At 68.3% G+C, this 19,819-nt stretch carries 17 protein-coding genes; 6 read left to right on the forward strand and 11 right to left on the reverse strand.

Annotation, left to right across the window (positions count from 1 at the left end; translation table 11 throughout):
• Positions 1 to 245 precede the first annotated feature (245 nt).
• The 3 genes from gcvH to CCZ27_RS12060 all read left to right on the forward strand — a co-directional run bounded on the left by gcvH (position 246) and on the right by CCZ27_RS12060 (position 5,400).
• Positions 246 to 626, forward strand: coding sequence for a glycine cleavage system protein GcvH (gcvH, locus tag CCZ27_RS12050; RefSeq protein WP_096448477.1), 381 nt, complete (start codon positions 246 to 248; stop codon positions 624 to 626).
• A gap of 130 nt (positions 627 to 756) precedes the next feature.
• Entirely contained in the window at positions 757 to 3,648 is a 2,892-nt protein-coding gene (gcvP, locus tag CCZ27_RS12055; protein WP_096448479.1) for an aminomethyl-transferring glycine dehydrogenase, read from the forward strand.
• Positions 3,649 to 3,786: 138 nt separating this feature from the next.
• Positions 3,787 to 5,400 carry a glycoside hydrolase family 17 protein gene (locus tag CCZ27_RS12060; protein WP_096448480.1) on the forward strand — a complete coding sequence of 538 codons (1,614 nt, stop codon included), beginning with the start codon at positions 3,787 to 3,789 and terminating at the stop codon, positions 5,398 to 5,400.
• Here the strand turns inward: CCZ27_RS12060 and CCZ27_RS12065 are convergent.
• Complete coding sequence (locus tag CCZ27_RS12065; protein ID WP_232516360.1) at positions 5,353 to 5,733, reverse strand: hypothetical protein; 381 nt, start codon at positions 5,731 to 5,733, stop codon at positions 5,353 to 5,355. The two genes, CCZ27_RS12060 and CCZ27_RS12065, sit on opposite strands and share 48 nt — an antisense overlap.
• Before the next feature lie 263 nt (positions 5,734 to 5,996).
• On the opposite strand from CCZ27_RS12065, the gene CCZ27_RS12070 reads away from it, so the two are divergent.
• Entirely contained in the window at positions 5,997 to 8,606 is a 2,610-nt protein-coding gene (locus CCZ27_RS12070) for a glycosyltransferase (protein ID WP_096448482.1), read from the forward strand.
• Positions 8,607 to 8,740: 134 nt separating this feature from the next.
• Here the strand turns inward: CCZ27_RS12070 and CCZ27_RS12075 are convergent, their stop codons facing one another.
• The 8 genes from CCZ27_RS12075 to CCZ27_RS12110 form a co-directional block, all read right to left on the reverse strand.
• Positions 8,741 to 10,516 (reverse strand): gamma-glutamyltransferase family protein, encoded by a 1,776-nt coding sequence (locus CCZ27_RS12075; RefSeq protein ID WP_096448484.1) that lies wholly within the window; start codon positions 10,514 to 10,516, stop codon positions 8,741 to 8,743.
• Positions 10,513 to 11,763, reverse strand: coding sequence for a 6-phosphofructokinase (locus CCZ27_RS12080; protein ID WP_096448486.1), 1,251 nt, complete (start codon positions 11,761 to 11,763; stop codon positions 10,513 to 10,515). Before CCZ27_RS12080 ends, CCZ27_RS12075 begins: the two co-directional genes overlap by 4 nt.
• Positions 11,764 to 11,886: 123 nt before the next feature.
• On the reverse strand, positions 11,887 to 12,540 hold the full coding sequence (adk, locus tag CCZ27_RS12085) for an adenylate kinase (protein ID WP_096448488.1): 654 nt from the start codon (positions 12,538 to 12,540) through the stop codon (positions 11,887 to 11,889).
• A 113-nt stretch (positions 12,541 to 12,653) separates the two neighbouring features.
• Positions 12,654 to 13,433 carry a 3-deoxy-manno-octulosonate cytidylyltransferase gene (gene kdsB, locus CCZ27_RS12090; RefSeq protein WP_096448490.1) on the reverse strand — a complete coding sequence of 260 codons (780 nt, stop codon included), beginning with the start codon at positions 13,431 to 13,433 and terminating at the stop codon, positions 12,654 to 12,656.
• Positions 13,434 to 13,435: 2 nt separating this feature from the next.
• Positions 13,436 to 13,630, reverse strand: coding sequence for a Trm112 family protein (locus CCZ27_RS12095; RefSeq protein WP_096448492.1), 195 nt, complete (start codon positions 13,628 to 13,630; stop codon positions 13,436 to 13,438).
• On the reverse strand, positions 13,611 to 14,624 hold the full coding sequence (gene lpxK / locus CCZ27_RS12100) for a tetraacyldisaccharide 4'-kinase (protein WP_096448494.1): 1,014 nt from the start codon (positions 14,622 to 14,624) through the stop codon (positions 13,611 to 13,613). Before lpxK ends, CCZ27_RS12095 begins: the two co-directional genes overlap by 20 nt.
• A gap of 10 nt (positions 14,625 to 14,634) precedes the next feature.
• A complete protein-coding gene (locus tag CCZ27_RS12105) occupies positions 14,635 to 15,057 on the reverse strand; it encodes an ExbD/TolR family protein (protein WP_096452495.1) in 423 nt (140 codons plus the stop codon).
• 11 nt (positions 15,058 to 15,068) lie between these two features.
• Positions 15,069 to 15,677 (reverse strand): MotA/TolQ/ExbB proton channel family protein, encoded by a 609-nt coding sequence (locus CCZ27_RS12110; RefSeq protein ID WP_096448496.1) that lies wholly within the window; start codon positions 15,675 to 15,677, stop codon positions 15,069 to 15,071.
• 281 nt (positions 15,678 to 15,958) lie between these two features.
• Between CCZ27_RS12110 and xseA the strand changes: the two genes are divergently transcribed.
• Together xseA and CCZ27_RS12120 are read left to right on the forward strand one after the other, a co-directional pair.
• Positions 15,959 to 17,341: an exodeoxyribonuclease VII large subunit gene (gene xseA / locus CCZ27_RS12115; protein ID WP_096448498.1), complete on the forward strand. Its 1,383-nt coding sequence runs from the start codon at positions 15,959 to 15,961 to the stop codon at positions 17,339 to 17,341.
• 159 nt (positions 17,342 to 17,500) lie between these two features.
• Complete coding sequence (locus tag CCZ27_RS12120) at positions 17,501 to 18,085, forward strand: superoxide dismutase (RefSeq protein ID WP_096448500.1); 585 nt, start codon at positions 17,501 to 17,503, stop codon at positions 18,083 to 18,085.
• Between the two features lie 464 nt (positions 18,086 to 18,549).
• Here the strand turns inward: CCZ27_RS12120 and CCZ27_RS12125 are convergent, their stop codons facing one another.
• On the reverse strand, positions 18,550 to 19,149 hold the full coding sequence (locus CCZ27_RS12125; protein ID WP_096448502.1) for a hypothetical protein: 600 nt from the start codon (positions 19,147 to 19,149) through the stop codon (positions 18,550 to 18,552).
• Positions 19,146 to 19,583, reverse strand: coding sequence for a helix-turn-helix domain-containing protein (locus CCZ27_RS12130; protein ID WP_157748562.1), 438 nt, complete (start codon positions 19,581 to 19,583; stop codon positions 19,146 to 19,148). The genes CCZ27_RS12125 and CCZ27_RS12130 overlap by 4 nt, the downstream gene beginning before the upstream one ends.
• Positions 19,584 to 19,819 lie beyond the last annotated feature (236 nt).

A 19,819-nucleotide genomic window follows, 5' to 3' on the forward strand; every position in this document is an offset into this window, starting at 1 on the left:
TTCGTCCCCGTCATATCTAGTGGCCAACTGGACCTCCCATGAACCTCCCACCCCGACTCCGCCTCCCGATACCACGGTTTTCGATTCGACGGCGCCGGTCCGCCCGTCGCTCCGTCAGCACCGATGCGCCGTCCTGCCCGGCCGCCCGAGCATGCCGCTCCGGGGCCCGGTGCCCCATCTCCCGACCGATCGCCCGGTGCTGCGCTGACCGGCGCCTGCTTCACATTTCTTGACTGGAGAACTCCATGAGCAACATTCCCGCAGATCTGAAATATGCCAAGTCCCACGAATGGGTCCGCGTCGAGGACGACGGCACGCTGACCGTGGGCATCACCGACCATGCGCAGGAAGCACTGGGCGACGTGGTGTTCCTCGAGTTGCCGGAGGCGGGCCGCAAGCTCGGGGCCGGCGAGGCTTGTGCCGTGATCGAGTCGGTCAAGGCCGCTTCTGACATCTACGCACCGGTGGCCGGCGAGGTCGTCGCTTCCAACCAGGAGGCGGCCGATGCGCCCGAGAGCGTCAATGCCGACGCCTACGCGGCCTGGCTGTTCAAGCTCAAGCCCGACGATGCCGCCGACCTCGCGTCGCTGCTCGACGCTGCGGCCTATGCCGCGGAGATCGCCTGACGATACGGCGCCGTCGCGCACCCGCCGTTGCTCCCGCCACACCAGGGGGCCGGCCGGTGCGCACCATTCGCGACGCACGATCGATCCCTTCCGGGCGGTCGTGCACGCCTCAATCCATGCAGCAAGGATCATGACTTCAAGCCTTCTCTCCGCGCCGCTCGTCCAGCTCGAACAGCGGGACGCCTTCATTCATCGCCACCTCGGACCGAATGCCGGCGAGATCGCCCGCATGTGCGCCGCGCTCGGCGTGCCCGACATCGACGCCCTGATCGATCAGACGGTGCCCGCCTCGATCCGCCTGCAGGGAGCCTTGCCCCTCGCGGCGGCGCAGCCGGAGCATGAGGCGCTCGCGGCGCTCGAAGCGATTGCCGCGAAGAACGTGATGCGGAAGTCGATGATCGGCATGGGCTACTTCGGCACGCTCACACCGGCCGTCATTCTCCGCAACGTGATGGAGAACCCGGGCTGGTACACCGCCTACACGCCCTATCAGGCGGAAATCGCCCAGGGACGCCTCGAGGCCCTGCTCAACTACCAGCAGGCGGTCATCGACCTCACCGGCCTGGAACTCGCCAACGCATCGCTGCTCGACGAGGCGACCGCCGCGGCCGAAGCGATGACGATGGCGCGCAGGGTGTCGAAATCCCGGTCGAACGCGTTCTTCGTCGACCAGTCCTGCTATCCGCAGACGATCGACGTCGTCAGGACGCGCGCGCATTACTTCGGCTTCGAGCTCGTCTTCGGCAGGGCCGAGGATGCCGCGAGCCGCGACGTCTTCGGCGCGCTGCTGCAGTATCCGGACCTGCACGGCGGGATCGCCGATCTGACGGCGACCATTGCCGCACTCAAGGCCGGCGGCGCGGTCACCGCGGTGGCGACCGACCTGCTCGCCCTCGTGCTGCTGAAGAGTCCCGGCGCGATGGGGGCGGACATCGCGCTCGGCTCGGCCCAGCGCTTCGGCGTGCCGATGGGCTTCGGCGGCCCGCACGCGGCCTTCTTCGCAACCCGCGAAGCCTATGTCCGCTCAATGCCGGGGCGCATCATCGGCGTGTCCAGGGATACCCGCGGCAAGACGGCGCTGCGCATGACGCTGCAGACACGCGAGCAGCACATCCGGCGCGAGAAGGCCAACTCGAACATCTGCACCTCGCAGGTGCTGCTGGCGAACATGGCCGGCTTCTATGCCGTCTATCACGGCCCGGACGGTCTGCGGACGATCGCCGCCCGCGTGCACCGGCTCGCCGCGATGCTGGCCGAGGGCCTGCGCAGCGGCGGCTTCGAACTGGCGGAGGCCCCGTTCTTCGACACCGTCGAAGTGGAAGCGGGCGCGCGCTCGGCCGACATCCGTGCCGCCGCGGACGCAGCCGGCTACAACCTGCGACCCGTGTCCGCCGGCCGCATCGGCCTGTCGGTGGACGAGGCCACCACCGCCGCGGACGTCGCCGCGGTACTGCGCTGCTTCGGCATTGAGGCCGACCTCGCGGCGCTGGACGCGCGCGTCGTGGCCGCCGGCGGCGCCATCCCGCCGGCGCTGCTGCGCACCGACGCGATCCTCGCCCACCCGGTGTTCAATTCGCACCACACCGAGCACGAGATGCTGCGCTATCTGAAGAAGCTGCAGAACCGCGACCTCGCGCTCGACCATTCGATGATCTCGCTCGGCTCATGCACGATGAAGCTCAACGCCACCAGCGAGATGATCCCGGTCACCTGGCCGGAGTTCGCCGACCTGCACCCATTCGCCCCCCGCGAACAGGCCGCCGGCTATCTCGAGATGATCGAGGGCCTTGCCGCCTACCTGCGCGCGGTCACCGGCTTCCCGGCGATCTGCATGCAGCCCAACTCCGGCGCCCAGGGCGAATACACCGGCCTGGTCGCGATCTCGCGCTACCACGCCAGCCGGGGCGAGGCACACCGCAACGTGTGCCTGATCCCGAAATCGGCGCACGGCACCAACCCCGCCACCGCGCAGATGTGCGGCATGCAGGTGGTCGTGGTCGAGTGCGACGACGGCGGCAACGTCGATGTCGCCGACCTGCGGGCCAAGGCCGCCCTGCACGCCGACAGGCTGGCCGCGCTGATGATCACCTACCCCTCCACCCACGGCGTGTTCGAGGAAGCGGTGCGCGAGATCTGCGAAGTCGTGCATCGGTACGGCGGCCAGGTCTATATGGACGGCGCCAACCTCAATGCGCAGGTCGGCCTGACGTCGCCCGCGGCCATCGGCGCCGACGTGTCGCACATGAACCTGCACAAGACCTTCTGCATTCCGCACGGCGGCGGCGGCCCGGGCATGGGGCCGATCGGCCTGGCGGCGCACCTCGCCCCGTTCATGGCGGACCACGTGGTGGTGCCGACCGGCGGGCAAGACAGGCCGAACAAGGGCCAGGGCGCGGTCTCCGCCGCGCCGTTCGGCTCGGCGAGCATCCTGCCGATCTCGTGGATGTACATCACGATGATGGGCGGCGAAGGGCTCAGGCGGGCGACCGAGGTCGCGATCCTCAATGCCAACTACCTCGCCGCACGGCTCGGCCCGCACTACCCGGTCCTCTACACCGGCAGCCGGGGCCGCGTCGCGCACGAATGCATCCTCGACGTCCGGCCGATCAAGGCGGCCACCGGCATCAGCGAGGTCGACATCGCCAAGCGCCTGATGGACTACGGCTTCCATGCGCCGACGATGTCCTTCCCGGTGGCGGGCACCATCATGGTCGAGCCGACCGAATCCGAGGACCCGGCCGAACTCGAGCGCTTCATCGCGGCGATGATCGCCATCCGCGACGAGATCCGCCGGATCGAGGCCGGCACCTGGCCGGCGGAAGACAACCCGCTGAGGAACGCGCCCCACACCCAGGCCGACATCGCCGGCGACTGGAACCGGCCCTATTCCCGGGAACAGGCGGTGTTCCCGCTGCCCTGGGTGGCCGAGAACAAGTTCTGGCCCAGCGTCAATCGCATCGACGACGTGTACGGAGACCGCAACCTCTTCTGCGCCTGCGTGCCGATGAGCGACCATGCCTGAGGCCGGCACGCGGCTGCGGTAGAATCCGCGCGCTTCGTCGCGAAGCCACGCCCGCTCCGGGCGTGGCTTTTTTGTGCGATGCCGCCCGCCGGACCCGACGCCCGCAACCGACCGATCCCGATCGCATCACGCCAGGACATGCCTGCCTCCCGAACCGCCCACCGCCCGCTGTGGCTCGCGCTGCTCGTCGCCCACCTCGCCGCCCTCGCCGGCCTGCTCGCCCTGGTCTGGGCCCAGATCCGTCCGGTGGCGATGTACGACCTGCATCTTGCCGAGGGCGAGAAGCTGAAGTGCGTGTCCTACGCGCCTTACCACCTCCCCGGCCAGACGCCCTTCGACAAGAAGGCGCACGTATCGCGCGAACAGATCTCCGCCGACCTGGCGGCGCTGTCGAAGATCACCGAATGCGTGCGGCTGTATTCGATCGACCAGGGGCTCGACCAGGTCGTGGACGTCGCGCGCGAGGCGGGGCTCAAGGTTCTGCTGGGCGCCTGGATCGGCTTCGACCGCAAGAAGAACGCCATCGAACTCGAACGTGCCATCGCCCTGGCGAACGCCAATCCCGACATCGTCCGCGCGCTCATCGTCGGCAACGAAGTGCTGCTGCGGCGCGAGCGCAGCGAGGACGAGATGCGGGCGCTGATCCGCGAGGCCAAGTCCAGGACCACGGTGCCCGTCACCTATGCCGACGTGTGGGAGTTCTGGACCAAGCATGACAGTCTTGCCAGCGAAGTGGATTTCGTCACCGTCCACATCCTGCCGTTCTGGGAGGACGAACCGGTGGACATCGAGCATGCCCTCGCCCACGTGGCCCGGATCCACGCCAGGGTCGGCACGCATTTCGCCGGCAAGGCCATCCTGATCGGCGAGACGGGCTGGCCGAGCGAAGGGCGCCAGCGCGAGGCATCGAAACCCTCGCGCGTCAACCAGGCGCGATACATCCGCGAGTTCGTGCATCAGGCCCACGCCCGCGGCTGGAACTACAACCTCATCGAGGCACTCGACCAGCCGTGGAAGCGCCGGCTCGAAGGCACGGTGGGCGGCTATTGGGGCATGCTCGAGGCACGGACGCTGAAGCCGAAATTCCCCCTCGCCGGCCCCGTGTCCGAACGCGCCGGCGTGCTGCCGCCCGTCGTCGGCGCAGGCGTGGGCGCGCTGCTCGGCCTGCTGCTGGCGGCGACGAGCCGCGGCACCACCGCACTGCGCACGACGGCCCTGGCCGCCGCCGGAGCGACCACCGGCCTGATCGCCGTGCTGCACTGGGAGCATGCGCGGATCGCCTACCGCGACGCCCTCGAATGGACCGTCCTCGGCGGCGTCGCACTGCTCGCCGCCCTGCTGCCGGCGGTGCTCGCGCGGTGGAACGGCGAGGCGCTGCCGGCGGGCGAAGAGGCGTGGGCACGGCTGCGCGCGCGCCAGCGGCCATCGTCCGCGCAGATGCTCGGCCTGCTGCGCGCCGTACTGATGTTCGCCGCGGCGATCGCGGCGCTGCTCCTGTTCGCGGACTCGCGCTACCGCGATTTCCCCACCCTGCTCTACCTCACGCCGGCCCTGGTCTTCGGCGTCGTCGGCTGGTGGCAGGGCAAGGGCGGCCGCGCCGAGAACATCTTCGCCTGGGTGATGCTGATCTCGGTGATCGGACGCTGGCTGCCCGAGCCGTCCAACCCCCAGGCCATCGGCTGGCTGGCCGCCGGCCTGGCGCTGTCAGTGCCGCTGCTCGCCGCGCGGCCGCGCCAGCACGAGCAGCGCTAGCATGGCCCCGACCGCAGCGGGTTCGTAGCTGTAGAGGATGAGCCCCGACAGGCCGCTGAGCCAGCCCGCCCACGCCAGCCTGCGACCGGCCGTCGCAAAGGCGAGCCCGCCCAGCACCAGACTGACCCAGCCGAGGCGCTGGTGCAGGAAGGACTGCACCAGCGCGGTCTTGAATGCGCACGGCGCAACCGGGCTGCCGGGCGCCAGACAGTCGCGCGGCAGCAGACCGTTCTCGAGCAGCCCGTAGCGCATCCCTGCCGCCACGGCGAGCAATACCGCTCCCCACAGCAGCACCCGCGCCACGCCATCCCGTTGCAGATCATTCCCTTCCAATCGACGTCTTCCTTGCGAATCGGGCGTTCCCGCAGTGCAACATGCACTGTTGCAAAATCGCTTTCGGGTGGGCTCGTAACGGCCTGAGATAGCGCCTAGAATGCCCGCCGTCAGGATCGGTGACAAAGGCCGGGATTGTGTCACAGCGCCGGATCGAAGTGAATTTCGCAAGGTGCCCGCACATCGCCTCCGCCATGGCCCGCATCCAGGCCCCGCACCGCTCCTCCCACGGCTGACCCCGTCTCCATCGGACTACATTCCAGATGAAACACGCAGCTTCGTTCGCCTACCGCCTGGTCGTCGCCGCCGCCATCGCCAGCCTGGTCGCGATCGCCCAATACTGGCTGTGGCAGCACTTCAACCGCGGTGCCGAATTCATCGGCACCAACCAGAGCATCAAGGGGTACGCCTACAACGGCTTCCAGCGCGACCAGAGTCCCCTGAAAGGCAGCTATCCCTCGCGCGCCGAGATCGCATCCGACCTCGACCTGCTGGCGCGCAACTCCGACTCGCTGCGGACCTACGGCGTCAATGACATGCCCGAACTGCTCTCGGTGGCGGGCGAGCGTGACCTGCTGGTGACCGCGGGCGCCTGGCTCGACAGGGATGCGGACAAGAACGACAAGGAAATCGCCGCGCTGATCGAAAAGACGCGCGGCATGCGCCACGTCGAGCGCCTGATGGTGGGCAACGAATCCATCCTCCGCGGCGACCTGACGCCCGACCAGTTGATCGTCTATCTCGACCGCGTGCGCAAGGCCCAGCGCAAGCCGGTATCGACCGCCGAGCCATGGCACGTGTGGCTGAAGTATCCCGAACTGGTCAAGCACGTCGATTACATCACCGTGCACCTGCTCCCCTATCACGAGGGCGTGCCGGTCGAGGCCGCGGTGGAATACGCGCTCCAGCGCTACGACGAACTGGCGAAGACCTTTCCGAAGAAGAAGATCGTCATCGGCGAGGTCGGCTGGCCGAGCAAGGGGCCGGTCATCGGCGCTGCCGTTCCCTCGCTCGACAACGAGGCCCGCTTCATCCGCGAATTCCTCGCCCATCCGCGCACGCCGCGCCTCGACTACTTCCTGATGGAGGCCATCGACCAGCCGTGGAAGGTCGAGGTGGAAGGCTGGGCCGGCGCCTACTGGGGCATGTACAACGCCGACCGCGAGCAGAAGTTCGCGCTCGAGGGCCTGGTCGAGCGCGACCCGCACTGGTCGAAGAAGGCCAGCAATGCCGCGGTGTTCGCGCTGCTGCCGATGTTCCTGATCGCCTTCTTCCTGAGCGACTGGAGCGTCTTCGGCCGCATCTTCCTCGCCGGCCTGATCCAGGCTTGCGTATCGACGCTGATCATCGGCCTGAACGTGCCGGTGGACTACTACCTGACCCAGCGCGACCTCATCGGCCTGGCGATGCTCATCGCCGCCACCTGTCTGACCGCGGCGGTGCTGCTGTCGCACGGCTTCGAGTTCGGCGAAATCCTCTTCAAGAAGCAGTGGCAGCGCCGCTTCATGCCGATGCGCCCGCACCTGGAGGAAGACCAGCCCTTCGTGTCCATCCACCTGGCCTGCTACAGCGAACCGCCCGAGATGGTGATCGCCACGATCGACAGCCTCGCGGCGATGAACTACAAGAACTTCGAAGTCCTGGTGCTGGACAACAACACCAAGGAAGAAGAACTGTGGAAGCCGCTCGAGAAGCGCTGCGCCGAACTCGGCCCGCGCTTCCGCTTCTTCCACCTCGAGAACTGGCCGGGCTTCAAGGCCGGCGCGCTGAACTACGGCCTGAAGGTCACCGACCCGCGCGCCGAGGTGGTAGGCGTGGTCGATGCCGACTACGTCGTCGATCCGGAATGGCTCTCCAGCCTCATCCCGCACTTCGACCAGACCGACGTCGCCGTCGTGCAGGCGCCGCAGGCCCACCGCGACTGGGAAACCCAGCCCTTCCGCCGCATGTGCAACTGGGAGTTCGACGGCTTCTTCCGCATCGGCATGCACCACCGCAACGAACGCAATGCGCTGATCCAGCACGGCACCATGACGCTGGTGCGCCGGCTGGCGCTCGAAGAAGTCGGCGGCTGGTCGGAATGGTGCATCTGCGAGGACACCGAACTCGGCCTGCGGCTGATCGAAAAGGGCTACGACACCCGCTATGTCGACCACATCCTGGGCCGCGGCCTCACGCCGTCGGACTTCGCCTCGATCAAGAGCCAGCGCTTCCGCTGGGCCTTCGGCGCAATGCAGATCCTAAAGGCGCACCTGCCGCAGATGCTGGGCAGGAGCAACCTGACCATGGCGCAGCGCTACCACTTCCTGACCGGCTGGTTCGCCTGGCTGGGCGATGCGCTGCAACTGGTGTTCGCCTTCGGCAGCCTGTTCTGGACGCTGGGCATCCTGCTGTTCCCGAAAGCCTTCGGCCTGCCGGTGGTCGCGCTCGCGCTGCCCATCCTCGGCTTCATGGCGTTCAAGGCGGCGCTCGGCCCCATCCTCTACCGGCGCACGATGGAGTGCCCGTGGAAGGACATCCTGGGCGCCTCCATCCTCTCGGTGGGCCTGGCGCATGCCATCGCGCGCGGCGTGTTCACCGGCATCGTGAAGAAGAAAGGGGTCTTCGTGCGCACGCCGAAGGGCTGGCGGGCGCAGGGCGCCCTGGCCTTCTTCGGGCCGATCCGCGAGGAGATCGGCATGCTGATCGCACTCGTTCTAGGCGCCGTCGCGCTGATCGTGATGCGCGGTGCGGACAACATCGAAACCCAGTTGTGGGTGGGCATCCTCGGCCTGCAGTGCATTCCGTACCTCGCGGCGATCGCCTGCCAGGTGGCGGCGTACATGCCGGACAAGGCGGCGCAGCCAGGCACGCCGCACGCGGCGCCGGCCTGAGCGCCGGAAGGCGCGGGTCCCCGCGCCGTCCGGATCACCCATCCCCCTCAAACGCCATGCCCGCACCCCGTGCGGCATGGCGTCGTCCTTTCAGGCGCAGTTGCCGGGCGTGCCGCCCCGCGGGCCGAGCCACATCAGAATCCCGCCGCACTCCCCTCGCGCCGCGGGTCGGCCGCCCCGATCCATCCGCCGTCGCCGGCACGGACGATCACGCTGCTGCCGCTGGTCAGATCGCGCAGGACCACCTGATGGCCGAAGAGACGCAGCCGCCCGGCCAGTTGCCGCCCTTCCGGCCTGTTCTCCACCTCGGTGGGGCCATTGCGGCTGCCGACGTGGGGCCGCTGCAGCACCGCATCGGGCGGCAGGCGCCAGTCGGTCAGCCCGACCACCGCCGCCGCCACGTAGTTGATGATGGAGCTGCCACCGGCCGAACCCAGCACGGCATGCAACCCGCCATCGGCAGCCAGGACGAGGGTCGGCGCCATCGAGCTGCGGGGACGCCGACCCGGCGCGACGCGGTTGGGATGTGCGCCGCGCGCGTCCCTGGGCAGGAAGCTGAAATCAGTGAGCTGATTGTTGAGCAGGAAACCGGCAGCCATGCGCCGGCTGCCGAAGGCATCCTCGATGGATGCGGTGAGCGCCACGGCATTGCCCTGCGCATCGACGACGGAAAGATGCGAAGTCGCCGGGCGCTCGGCTTCGACCGCCCTGGCCGGACGAAGGCCGGCGGCGGGCTCGCCGGGCGCGGCGCGTCCGAGACTGGCATCCAGCCCGATCTGCGCCGCGCGCCCGCCGAGATAGCGGCGGTCGAGCAGTTGCGCGGGCGATACCGCCATCGTGGCCGGATCGCCATACCAGGCATCGCGGTCGGCATAGGCGAGGCGGCCCGCTTCGGCGAACAGGTGCAGGGGAAAGGCCGAATCCGGATCGAGCCGGTCGAGCGGAAAGCGTTCGAGCATGCCGAGCATCGCCAGCAGCGTGCCGCCGCCCGAACTGGGCGGCGGCATTCCGCACACGCGCCAGTTGCGATAGGGCGCGCACAGCGCCTGGCGGCGCACGACCCGGTAGCGGCGCATGTCGTCGACGCCGAGCCTGCCCGGGTTCGGCCCGGCCTGCGCGGCCGCTGCCACAGCCACCGCAATTTCGCCGCCGTAGAAGGCGCCGGCGCCGTCCCGCGCAAGCACGCGCAGCGTCCGGGCGAGCGCGGAATTCACCAGGCGCTCGCCGACGGCCAGCGGCCGCCCCGACCCGTCGAAGAACAGCGCACGGGCTGCCGCGTCGCGATGCAGATGGGGATCGGCGGCGACGAGCGCGTGCAGCCGCGGCGACACCTCGAAACCTTGCTCCGCGAGCCGGATCGCGGAGTCGAACAGCCGCGCCCACGGCAGCCGGCCATGGCGCGCATGCAATTCCGCGAGCAGGCGGGGCACGCCGGGCACGCCCACCGCCCGGCCGCCGATCACCGCATCGTGGAACGCCATCGGCGCGCCGCCCGGCTCGAGGAACAACGATGCGTCGACCGCCTGCGGCGCCGTCTCGCGTCCGTCCCACGCCTCGACGCGCCCGGCCACCCTGTCGAAGTACAGTGCGAAGCCGCCGCCGCCGAGGCCGGACGACTGGGGCTCGACCACGCCCAGCACCAGCGCCGCGGCGATCGCCGCGTCGGCGGCCGAGCCGCCCGCCTCCAGTATCGAGCGCGCGGCCTCGGTGGCATGCGGATTGGCGGTGACGGCCATCGCCCGCGGCGCATGCACGGCCGGCTTCGGGACGAAACCGGATGCGCGCTCGGGCTCGTCCGGCACCTGGGCCGGCGCCTGCGCCGCGCCCAGCCACAGCGCGACGAACAGCAACCGTGCTGCCCGGCTCGTCCGGGCAGGGCGTCCGGCGGACCGCAGGTCGCCGCCGCTCATGCCTCCCACGGCGGCAGGCGCTTCCCGGTCAGCGGCACGCGCAGGGGGCGGTGGTCCGGCAGGCCGCCGACGGTCGCGACCGGCAGCTCGCCTTCGATCAGCGGCTGCAGATAATGGCGTGCCGCGGCGGTGACGTGCAGTCCGTCCGCGGCGATGAAACCGGCCGGCAGGCTGCGTTCGAGATTGGCGATCGCCGCCGCGCCGACCGGCACCACGTCCCAGGAATACGGTTCGTCCGCCAGGCGGCGCACGGCGGGCATCATGCCGTCCCGTCCGTCGAGCACATAGGCCACCGCGGCCCGCCCCAGCGCCATCGCCTGCGCATGGTCGGTCGCCGACACCCAGTGCGCGGCGGCCCGCTGCAGGTAGTCCGGGATCGCCCAGTGGAACTTGTAGCCGAGCCGGCCGTTGATCATCCGTGCGACGGCCAGCCCTGCCCCGCCAAGCTGCACGTGCCCCGCCTCGTCGTGGGACTTCTCCATCAGGATGATGCCGTCGGGGCCGCGGATGCCCTCGGAAACGGTGACGGTGCAGTAGCCCAGGCGCTCCACCACGTCACGCACGCGCGCGAGGAAATCCTCTTCGATGAAGGGCACCTCGGGTACCAGCACGATGTGCGGCGGCATGTCGGGATCGTCCCCGGCGGCCAGCGCGGTCGCGGCCGCCAGCCAGCCGGTGTTGCGCCCCATGACTTCGAGCACGAAGACGCTGCCCTTGCGGCCCGCCATCGACGCGATGTCGAGCCCCGCCTCGCGCATCGAGGTCGCCAGGTACTTGGCTGCCGAACCGAAGCCCGGGCAGCAGTCGGTGCCGACGATGTCGTTGTCGACGGTCTTGGGCACGCCGACGGTCACCAGCGCGTAGCCGCGCCTGCGGGCGGCGGCCGACAGCCGCACGACGAGATCCATCGATCCATTGCCGCCGTTGTACAGCACGCCGCCGATGCCGTGTGCCGCCAGGACCGCGAACAGGCGATCGTACAGGCGCGGATTCGCGGCCTCGTCCGGCAGGTCGAAGCGGCAGGAGCCGAAGGCGCCGCCCGGCGTGCGCGCGAGCCGCGCCAGGTCTTCCTCGTCGAGCGCGCGGGTATCGATGAGGTCTTCGGCCAGCGCCCCGAGAATCCCGCCCCGCGCGGCGAACACCGTGCCGATCCGCTCCGGATGCTCGCGGGCGGCGGCGATCACCGCCGACGCCGTCGCGTTGATGACGGCGGTGACCCCGCCGGACTGTGCATAGAGCAGATTCATCGCACTCCCCGCGCTGCGGAAGGCCGTTTCGCGCGCTGCGGGCGAAACGGCTTGCCGCCGCCAAAAACGAACGCGGCCGGCCCCTCGTACGGGTGCCGGCCGCGCCGATCCGCCCGAGCTGGCTTACTTCAGCGCCGCAAAAGCCTGTTCGGTGATGCTATCGACCGGCCCCAGGCCGGAGATCTTGCGCACCTTCGGCGCCTTCGGATCGCCCGACGCCGCCCACGTCGCGTAGTACTCGACCAGCGGCTTGGTCTGCGCGTGATAGACCTCGAGGCGCTTCTTGACCGTCTCTTCCTTGTCGTCGTCGCGCTGGATCAGGTCTTCGCTCGTGATGTCGTCCTTGCCTTCGATCTTGGGCGGGTTGTACTTGACGTGATAGGTCCGGCCCGACGGCAGGTGGGCGCGGCGGCCGCTCATGCGCTCGACGATCTCGCTGTCGGGGACGTCGATCTCCAGCACGAAATCGATCGGCACGCCGGCGTCCTTCATCGCATCGGCCTGGGGGATGGTGCGCGGGAAACCGTCGAACATGTAGCCGCCCTTGCAATCGTCCTGCCGCAGGCGATCCTTGACGAGGCCGATGATGATGTCGTCGGACACCAGGCCGCCGGCATCCATGACCTTCTTCGCCTCGATGCCGAGCGGGGTACCGGCCTTCACCGCGGCGCGCAGCATGTCGCCGGTCGAGATCTGCGGGATGCCGAACTTCTCCTTGATGAAGTTCGCTTGCGTACCCTTGCCCGCACCCGGCGGCCCCAGAAGAATCAATCGCATACCCTACCCCCTCACGGATCATCGGCCACTTTCGTGGTCCACATTGTCATCTGCAGCAACGGCCGAAACTTAACTGACAAGTTTCGGCCGGTAAACCCCTCGTCAGCGCACCGTCACGCGCCACCCGTGGCGAATGCGGCCCTCACGCGTTCGAGATCTTCGGCGGTATCCACGCCGGCGGCCGGCGCATGCGCAAGCTCCAGCACGCGGATGCGATGGCCATGCCACAAGGCGCGCAACTGCTCCAGCGCTTCCCAGCGTTCCAGCGGCGACGGCGCGAGGCCGGCGTAGCGGCGCAGGAAGGCGACCCTGTAGGCATAGAGGCCGACATGGCGCAGCATCGGCAGCCCGGCGGGCAGCGCGTCGCGCGCCTGTGCCCAGGCATCGCGCGCCCAGGGAATGGGCGCACGGGAAAAGTACAGCGCGCGCTGCGCGGCATCGCACACCACCTTGACCACGTTGGGATTGAAGGCATCGGCGGCGTCCCGCAGCGGATGCGCGGCAGTCGCGATCGCGGCCTCGCCGTCGGCGGCGAGCGCCTGCGCAACCTCGCGCACGACGCCAGGGTCGATCAGGGGTTCGTCGCCCTGCACATTCACGACGATGTCGTCGTCCCGCCATCCCAGCGCGCCGGCGACCTCGGCCAGGCGGTCGGTGCCGCTCGGATGGTCGGCGCGCGTCATCACCGCACTGCCGCCCGCGGCCTCCACCGCCGCGCGGACCGCCTCGTGATCGGTCGCCACCCAGACCTCATCGGCGCCGGCAGCGCGCACCCTTTCGAGCACGCGCACGATCATCGGCTTGCCGCCGATGTCGGCGAGCGGCTTGGCCGGCAGGCGGGTCGATGCGTAACGGGCGGGGATGACGATGCGAAACGGCGCCGGGCTCGACATCGTCACGCCTTGCGCAGCGCGTCGACTTCCTCTGCGCTCATCGCGCGTGCATCGTCCTCCAGCATGACGGGGATGCCGTCGCGGATCGGGAACGCGAGGCGGTCGGCCTTGCACACCAGTTCCTGCTTGTCCTTCAGGTGTTCCAGCGGGCCCTTGCACAGCGGGCAGACGAGGATTTCAAGCAGCCTGGGATCCATTCTTGAGCTTCTCCACGATGCGTTCGGCGGCGCCCGAACCGATGCGCGCGCGTACCGGGAATTCCCAGCAGTCGTCGGGCGCGAAAGGCGCGCATTTTACCGCATCCTTGCTCGTCATCACGATGGGTCCGCCCGGCGTGAAGTCGAGATCGGAGGCGACGTAGCGATGATGGTCGGGGAAGGGATGCGGAATCACGTCGAGCCCGAGCGCCGCCATCTGGTCGAAGAAGCGCTGCGGCCGGCCGATGCCCGCCACCGCATGCACCGGGCGGCCGCGCAGTCCGGCGGGCTCCCGTTCGCACGACGGGTCGCGCAGCGCGCGCAGGCTGTCGCCCTCGAGCCGCATCGAGAACAGCGGCAGGCCGCGCAGGGCCTCCTGCAGCGGCGCGGAAAACGCCCCGTGGGCGATGACGAGATCCACCGTCTTCAGGCGGGACAGGGGTTCGCGCAGCGGACCGGCGGGCAGCAGGCAGCGGTTGCCGAGGACCGCCTCGTCGACCACCGCCACTTCCACGTCGCGGCCGAGGCGGTAGTGCTGCATGCCGTCGTCGGCGATGATGACGTCGCACTCGGGATGGACCCGCAGCAGTTCCCGCGCCGCCGCTGGCCGGTCGCGCCCGACCGCGACCGGGCATCCCGTCAGCCGCGCCAGCAGTACCGGCTCGTCGCCGTAGGTGTCCGGATCGCCCTGCTGCGGCAGCACGGCGACGCCGGCGATGCTGCCACCGTAGCCGCGGCTGACGATGCCGGGACGATGCCCGGCGGCGCGCAGCCGCTCCGCCAGCCACGCCACCACCGGCGTCTTGCCGCTGCCGCCCACCGCGATGTTGCCGACCACCACCACCGCCGCCGGCAGGCGCTCGACCCGCAGCAGGCCGGCGCGATAGAGGCGGCGGCGCAGCCAGGCGACGGCGCCGAACAACAGGGAGAGGGGGGACAGCAGGACGGCGGCCGGGCCGCGGCCCTGCCAGAAGGCGGGAGCCCGGGAGCCCATGCGCGGCGCCTCAGCGGGCCGGTGTCTGGGTGGCGAAGGTGATGTGCCCCAGGCCCGCGCGCTGCGCCGCCTGCATCACGTTCACCACGCTCTGGTGCGCGGCCTTCGCGTCGGCGCTGATGACGATCACCGGATCGCTGCTGCCGGCCGGCACCGCCTTGCCGAGCGCGGCGGCGATCGCCTCGATGCTGCGGTCGCCCACCGCCTGGCGGGCGACGAGCACGTCGCCGGCGGCGTTGATCACGACGTCGATCTCGTTGGCCACCGTTTCGGTTTCGGCGGCCTCTCCGGTCGGCAGGTTGATCTCGAGCCCCGCTACCTTGGAGAAGGTCGTCGTCAGCATCAGGAAGATGATGATCACCAGCACCACGTCGATGAGCGGGATCAGGTTGATCTCCGGTTCCTCGCTGCGGGCCCCGCGGCGAAAGTTCATCTCCATCGCCCTCAGCCGCGGCGGTCGCCGTGGGCGACTTCGACGAGCTTGATCGCCTGCTGCTCCATGTCGATCACGAAGCCGTCGATCAGGGCGCGGAAATGGCGCCAGAAGATCATCGACGGAATGGCGATGATGAGCCCCAGGCCCGTCGTATACAGCGCGGTGGAAATCCCCTGCGCGAGCTGCACCGCGTTGGTGCCGGCGGCGCTCTGCGAACCGAAGATGTCGATCATGCCGACGATGGTGCCGAAGAGGCCCAGCAGCGGACTGATCGACGCGATCGTGCCGAGCGTCGTGAGATAGCGCTCGAGTTCGTGCACCACGGCGCGGCCCGTTTCCTCGATGGCTTCCTTCATCACCTCGCGCGTACTGCTCACATTGCGCAGGCCCGCGGCGAGCACGCGGCCGAGCGGTGAATGCGCATCGACCCGCTCGGTCATCGCGGCGGACGCGCCCTGCGTGCGCAGGTCGTTGAGTACGTTCTCCAGCAGCCCGTCCGGCACCACCCGCGAGCGGCGCAGGGAGGCGGAACGTTCGATGATCAGCGCGACGGCGATGACCGATGCCAGCAGCAGTGGCCAGATGGGCCAGCCGACGGTCTGAATGATCGCGAACACGCCGGTGAACCTCCTTCGGGGAAAGGCGGAACTCTAGCGCCGGCGTGCGTCGGGAGCAAGGGCGCGGCAATCCACAAAACCTGTGGATAAGTTTGTGGGCTTTTTCGGAATGTCCGGAGAAAACCCGGTGGCGACGGGCAATCCGACACTCCGATGCAAAATTGTGCAATATTTTTCTTGTTCAAAAACAATGGATTACAAAACACTCCTGATTCATCAAGGACTTGCAGCCAGGGCTTGACAGGCGGCCGGCGCTGTGGATTCCGCTACAATCCCGCCCCATGCCAGCCAACCATCGGAACCCCCATGGCACCCCGTCCGCGGAGTTGCCCGCCCCAGCGTTCGCGGTCCTCACCGTCTCGGCGCTGAACCGCCTGGCGCGCGAGGCGCTGGAATCGGCGCTGCCGCTTCTGTGGGTCGGCGGCGAGATCTCCAACCTCGTGCGCGCGCCCTCGGGCCATGTCTATTTCACGCTCAAGGACGCCGGCGCCCAGGTGCGCTGCGCGATGTGGCGCAACCGCGCGCAACTGCTGGCGTTCCGTCCGGAAAACGGGATGCGGGTGGAGGCGCGTGCGCTGGTGACGCTCTACGAGGCGCGGGGGGACTATCAGCTCAACATCGAAGCGCTGCGCCCCGCGGGCATCGGCAACCTGTTCGAGGCTTTCAACCGCCTCAAGGAAAGGCTCGCCGCCGAAGGGCTGTTCGATCCGGCCGCGCGCCGGCCGCTGCCGCGCTTTCCGCGCGGCGTGGGCATCGTCACCTCGCCCTCGGCCGCGGCGCTGCGCGACGTGCTGAGTGCCCTGAAGCGGCGCGCGTCCCATCTGCCGGTCGTCCTGTACCCGACCCCGGTGCAGGGCGGCGATGCGCCCGCCCGCCTGGCGGAAGCCCTGCGCCATGCCGGACGGCGCGCCGACGGCGACGGCATCGACGTCGTGCTGCTCGTCCGTGGCGGCGGCAGCATCGAGGATCTGTGGGCCTTCAACGACGAAGCGCTCGCACGTGCGATCCGCGCCTGCCCGCTGCCCGTCGTCAGCGGCGTCGGCCACGAGACCGATTTCACCATCGCCGACTTTGCCGCCGACCTGCGCGCCGCCACGCCGACGGGGGCCGCCGAACTCGCCAGCGCCGGCTTCCACGCGGCCCATCTCGAACTCGCCGGTCTTGCCCCGCGGCTGCAGCGCGCCCTGCAGCGGCGGCTCGACGCCGCCGGCCAGCGCGTGGACCGCGCTGCGCTGCGCCTAGTGCATCCGCGCGAACGGCTGCGGCAGGCCGCGATGCAGGTGGAAACTCAGCAGGAAAGGCTGCGCGGCGCGCTCTCGCGGCGCCTGGAGCGGGCCGGCCATGGCGTGGCCCGGCTGGCGCTGCGGCTGCGCGGCGGCCGCCCGCCCATCGCGCGCGCGGAAGAGAATGTGTCGGCGCTCGCCAGACGTCTCGAGCGCGCCGCCGCCGAGCGGCTGCAGCGCGAACATCTGCGCCTCGCCCGCCTGTCGTCGCACCTGCAGCATCTGGCACCGCAGGCGGTGCTGGCGCGCGGCTATGCGATCGCGCGCGATGCCGACGGCCGCATCCTGCACAGCACCGCCGGGGTCGAGGAAGGCGACGCAGTCAGCGTGCAACTGGCCGACGGCCGCCTGGACACGCGGGTCGCCACGATCACGCGCTGACCCACTTGCCGGACGCGCCGGAGCACGGCCGGCCGGGCCGCGCAAGCGGGATTGGCGAATCAGGCATATCGGTTCAGAATTGTCACCCGCGAGCATTCCCGACTAGAATCGTCGGGCTTTCCCCACGAACCCGACGACCCTGCACAAGGAGAGACAAGCATGGAACACACCCTTCCGCCCCTGCCCTACGCCAAGGATGCCCTGGCGCCGCACATTTCCGCCGAAACGCTCGAGTTCCACTACGGCAAGCACCATCAAGCCTACATCACCAACCTGAACAACCTGATCAAGGGCACCGAGTACGAGAACCTCGACCTCGAAGCCATCATCAAGAAGGCCCCGGCCGGCGGCGTCTACAACAACTCCGCCCAGGTCTGGAACCACACCTTCTTCTGGAACAGCCTGACGCCGAACGGCGGCGGCGAGCCCGGCGGCGCGCTGGCCGATGCGATCAAGGCCAAGTGGGGCTCGTTCGACGACTTCAAGAAGGCTTTCCAGGCTTCGGCCGTGGGCAACTTCGGTTCCGGCTGGACGTGGCTGGTCAAGAAGGCCGACGGCTCGGTCGATATCGTCAACATGGGCGCCGCCGGCACCCCGCTGACGACCGGCGACAAGGCCCTGCTCTGTATCGACGTGTGGGAACACGCCTACTACATCGACTACCGCAACCGCCGTCCGGACTTCGTCGCGACCTTCCTCGACAAGCTGGCCAACTGGGATTTCGCCGCGAAGAACTTCGCCTGATCCCCGCGCGATTGTTTCTGGACAATATATTCGTAACATGGACAATATATTCGTAACTTTTCCAGAAGCGTTGGCAATATATTCGTAAAACAAGCGGGCGTCATAGACGCCCGCTTGTTTTACTACTGCATTCGACACCGCTGTATGTGGCTTAGCTGATAGGGATTGGCTCCGTACTCGACCCGGACATAGCGGCTTCAGACAAGGCTGTGGTGGCAGCACTCGCGAACAAGTCCTCGTTGAAAGGGTGGTGCTCTGCGGTGATCACCCATCTCGATTGACGCTGAAAGTACTGCCGTCCGTGGCGCGCGGGAGCAAGACTAGTCTGCATTTGGTGGCTGGGAGCGAGTCTTTTCCTTCCGCCAGAAATCGGCAAGTGCGCTCTCGCCAATCAAAGACTTTGAGCAGAGCAAGCGCGGCGCTTCTCCGTCGACTTTCCTCCCAAGAAGCTGCCCTGTGGTCAATCACTCAGCCCTTAGGACCAGCCAGGGATAGCGCGACGCCAGAACCTTTGCAACCCGTGCCCTACCCCAGGCCGAGTCATAGATTTCGCGCGCAATCCACCCCAGCAGGGATCCCAGGGTCGAGCTAATCGCGATCCCAACGACGCTGGTCGAAAAAACGTCCCACGCGAGCCAGAGGGCAACCAATGACGTTGCGGACAATACCGTCATCATTACCTTTGCTCGACGATACGCGGTCCATGAGGGCAGAGCGACCTCGGTTCTTCCGTCGTTAGCAAAACGTACGACACGGAAGACATTGATCACCCGCTGCTCCTGCTTGGTGATCTCGCCACGAGCGAACAGGGCATCAACAAAGGTGGAACAAAGCGCAACACGGGCGTCTGGGACTGGCTCACGGCGAAGCACACCCCAAAGCCGCTGCTTCCAGTTTCGACGCGCGAAAATTTCGACGACCCGCTCGGCGGCAATCCGATCTTCGTAGCCCGCGGCCAGACGGTCGATCATCGCGGCCCCCAAGTTCTCGGGGCCTTTAGCTCCGCGAGAGAGCTTCGCCAGTTCCGACCTGATCCACCGGAGATCCTCATCTTCGGCGCTCATCGCCCCCCTCCCTGAGTGACTTCTGTCCCCGATGCGGCATTACGGTCCCCGAGGTCGGGACGCGTGACGCCGCTGGCAGCCTCGATTACCGCCAGAAAGACGCTAACGAGTTGCTCATCAGAGAAACTCCTGCCTTCCTGCCGGGCGAGCTTGAGCACGAAGCCGAGCGCGTGGCGCAGTGTTTCCGTGTCTTGCCTGATGCCGGTAGCCAAGTATCCAACGTCGACCCGGTGCTGCCGCAGGGACTCCAGATACTCAGTGGTTGGCCAGTGACGTCCTTGTTCATACATCCACTGGGAGGCCTTGCTGACGCCACCCAGCATGCCAAAGGCCTCTTGTGACATCCCGAGCCGCTCACGCTCGACGCGAAGCCGTTCTTGAAACGTCGGGCGGCCATCGCTCGGGTTGCCGGCTTGTTCGATTGGTTGGTTCATTTAAGCCTCATCCGTCCCTCTCGAAAAAATTCTACCGGACCGCCGAGAAAGAACTTCAACTTTCTGCTACCTGAGCCATAATCGTATTAACTTGTTAATACTTCTCGCATGACTCACGCAGCCGCGGGAAGGATGGCAGCCAAAGAAGAAGCCGCACGGCGATGTGCTGAACGACTCTTTACGGGTCGCACGGCCCCCCGCCTCGACTGCCTGCTAGTCGTTCGGGATTGCCATCA

The organism is Thauera sp. K11 (genome assembly GCF_002354895.1).
Classification (GTDB): Bacteria; Pseudomonadota; Gammaproteobacteria; order Burkholderiales; family Rhodocyclaceae; genus Thauera; species Thauera sinica.

Excerpts from the sequence above, each read along its gene's own strand:
- CCZ27_RS12095 (WP_096448492.1), bottom strand. The coding sequence starts at position 13,630 with ATGGATCCCAGGCTGCTTGAAATCCTCGTCTGCCCGCTGTGCAAGGGC.
- CCZ27_RS12060 (WP_096448480.1), top strand. The coding sequence starts at position 3,787 with ATGCCTGCCTCCCGAACCGCCCACCGCCCGCTGTGGCTCGCGCTGCTC.
- CCZ27_RS12120 (WP_096448500.1), top strand. The coding sequence starts at position 17,501 with ATGGAACACACCCTTCCGCCCCTGCCCTACGCCAAGGATGCCCTGGCG.
- CCZ27_RS12130 (WP_157748562.1), bottom strand. The coding sequence starts at position 19,583 with ATGAACCAACCAATCGAACAAGCCGGCAACCCGAGCGATGGCCGCCCG.
- CCZ27_RS12075 (WP_096448484.1), bottom strand. The coding sequence starts at position 10,516 with ATGAGCGGCGGCGACCTGCGGTCCGCCGGACGCCCTGCCCGGACGAGC.
- CCZ27_RS12105 (WP_096452495.1), bottom strand. The coding sequence starts at position 15,057 with ATGAACTTTCGCCGCGGGGCCCGCAGCGAGGAACCGGAGATCAACCTG.
- gcvP (WP_096448479.1), top strand. The coding sequence starts at position 757 with ATGACTTCAAGCCTTCTCTCCGCGCCGCTCGTCCAGCTCGAACAGCGG.
- kdsB (WP_096448490.1), bottom strand. The coding sequence starts at position 13,433 with ATGTCGAGCCCGGCGCCGTTTCGCATCGTCATCCCCGCCCGTTACGCA.
- CCZ27_RS12125 (WP_096448502.1), bottom strand. The coding sequence starts at position 19,149 with ATGAGCGCCGAAGATGAGGATCTCCGGTGGATCAGGTCGGAACTGGCG.
- CCZ27_RS12080 (WP_096448486.1), bottom strand. The coding sequence starts at position 11,763 with ATGAATCTGCTCTATGCACAGTCCGGCGGGGTCACCGCCGTCATCAAC.
- xseA (WP_096448498.1), top strand. The coding sequence starts at position 15,959 with ATGCCAGCCAACCATCGGAACCCCCATGGCACCCCGTCCGCGGAGTTG.
- lpxK (WP_096448494.1), bottom strand. The coding sequence starts at position 14,624 with ATGGGCTCCCGGGCTCCCGCCTTCTGGCAGGGCCGCGGCCCGGCCGCC.
- CCZ27_RS12070 (WP_096448482.1), top strand. The coding sequence starts at position 5,997 with ATGAAACACGCAGCTTCGTTCGCCTACCGCCTGGTCGTCGCCGCCGCC.
- adk (WP_096448488.1), bottom strand. The coding sequence starts at position 12,540 with ATGCGATTGATTCTTCTGGGGCCGCCGGGTGCGGGCAAGGGTACGCAA.
- gcvH (WP_096448477.1), top strand. The coding sequence starts at position 246 with ATGAGCAACATTCCCGCAGATCTGAAATATGCCAAGTCCCACGAATGG.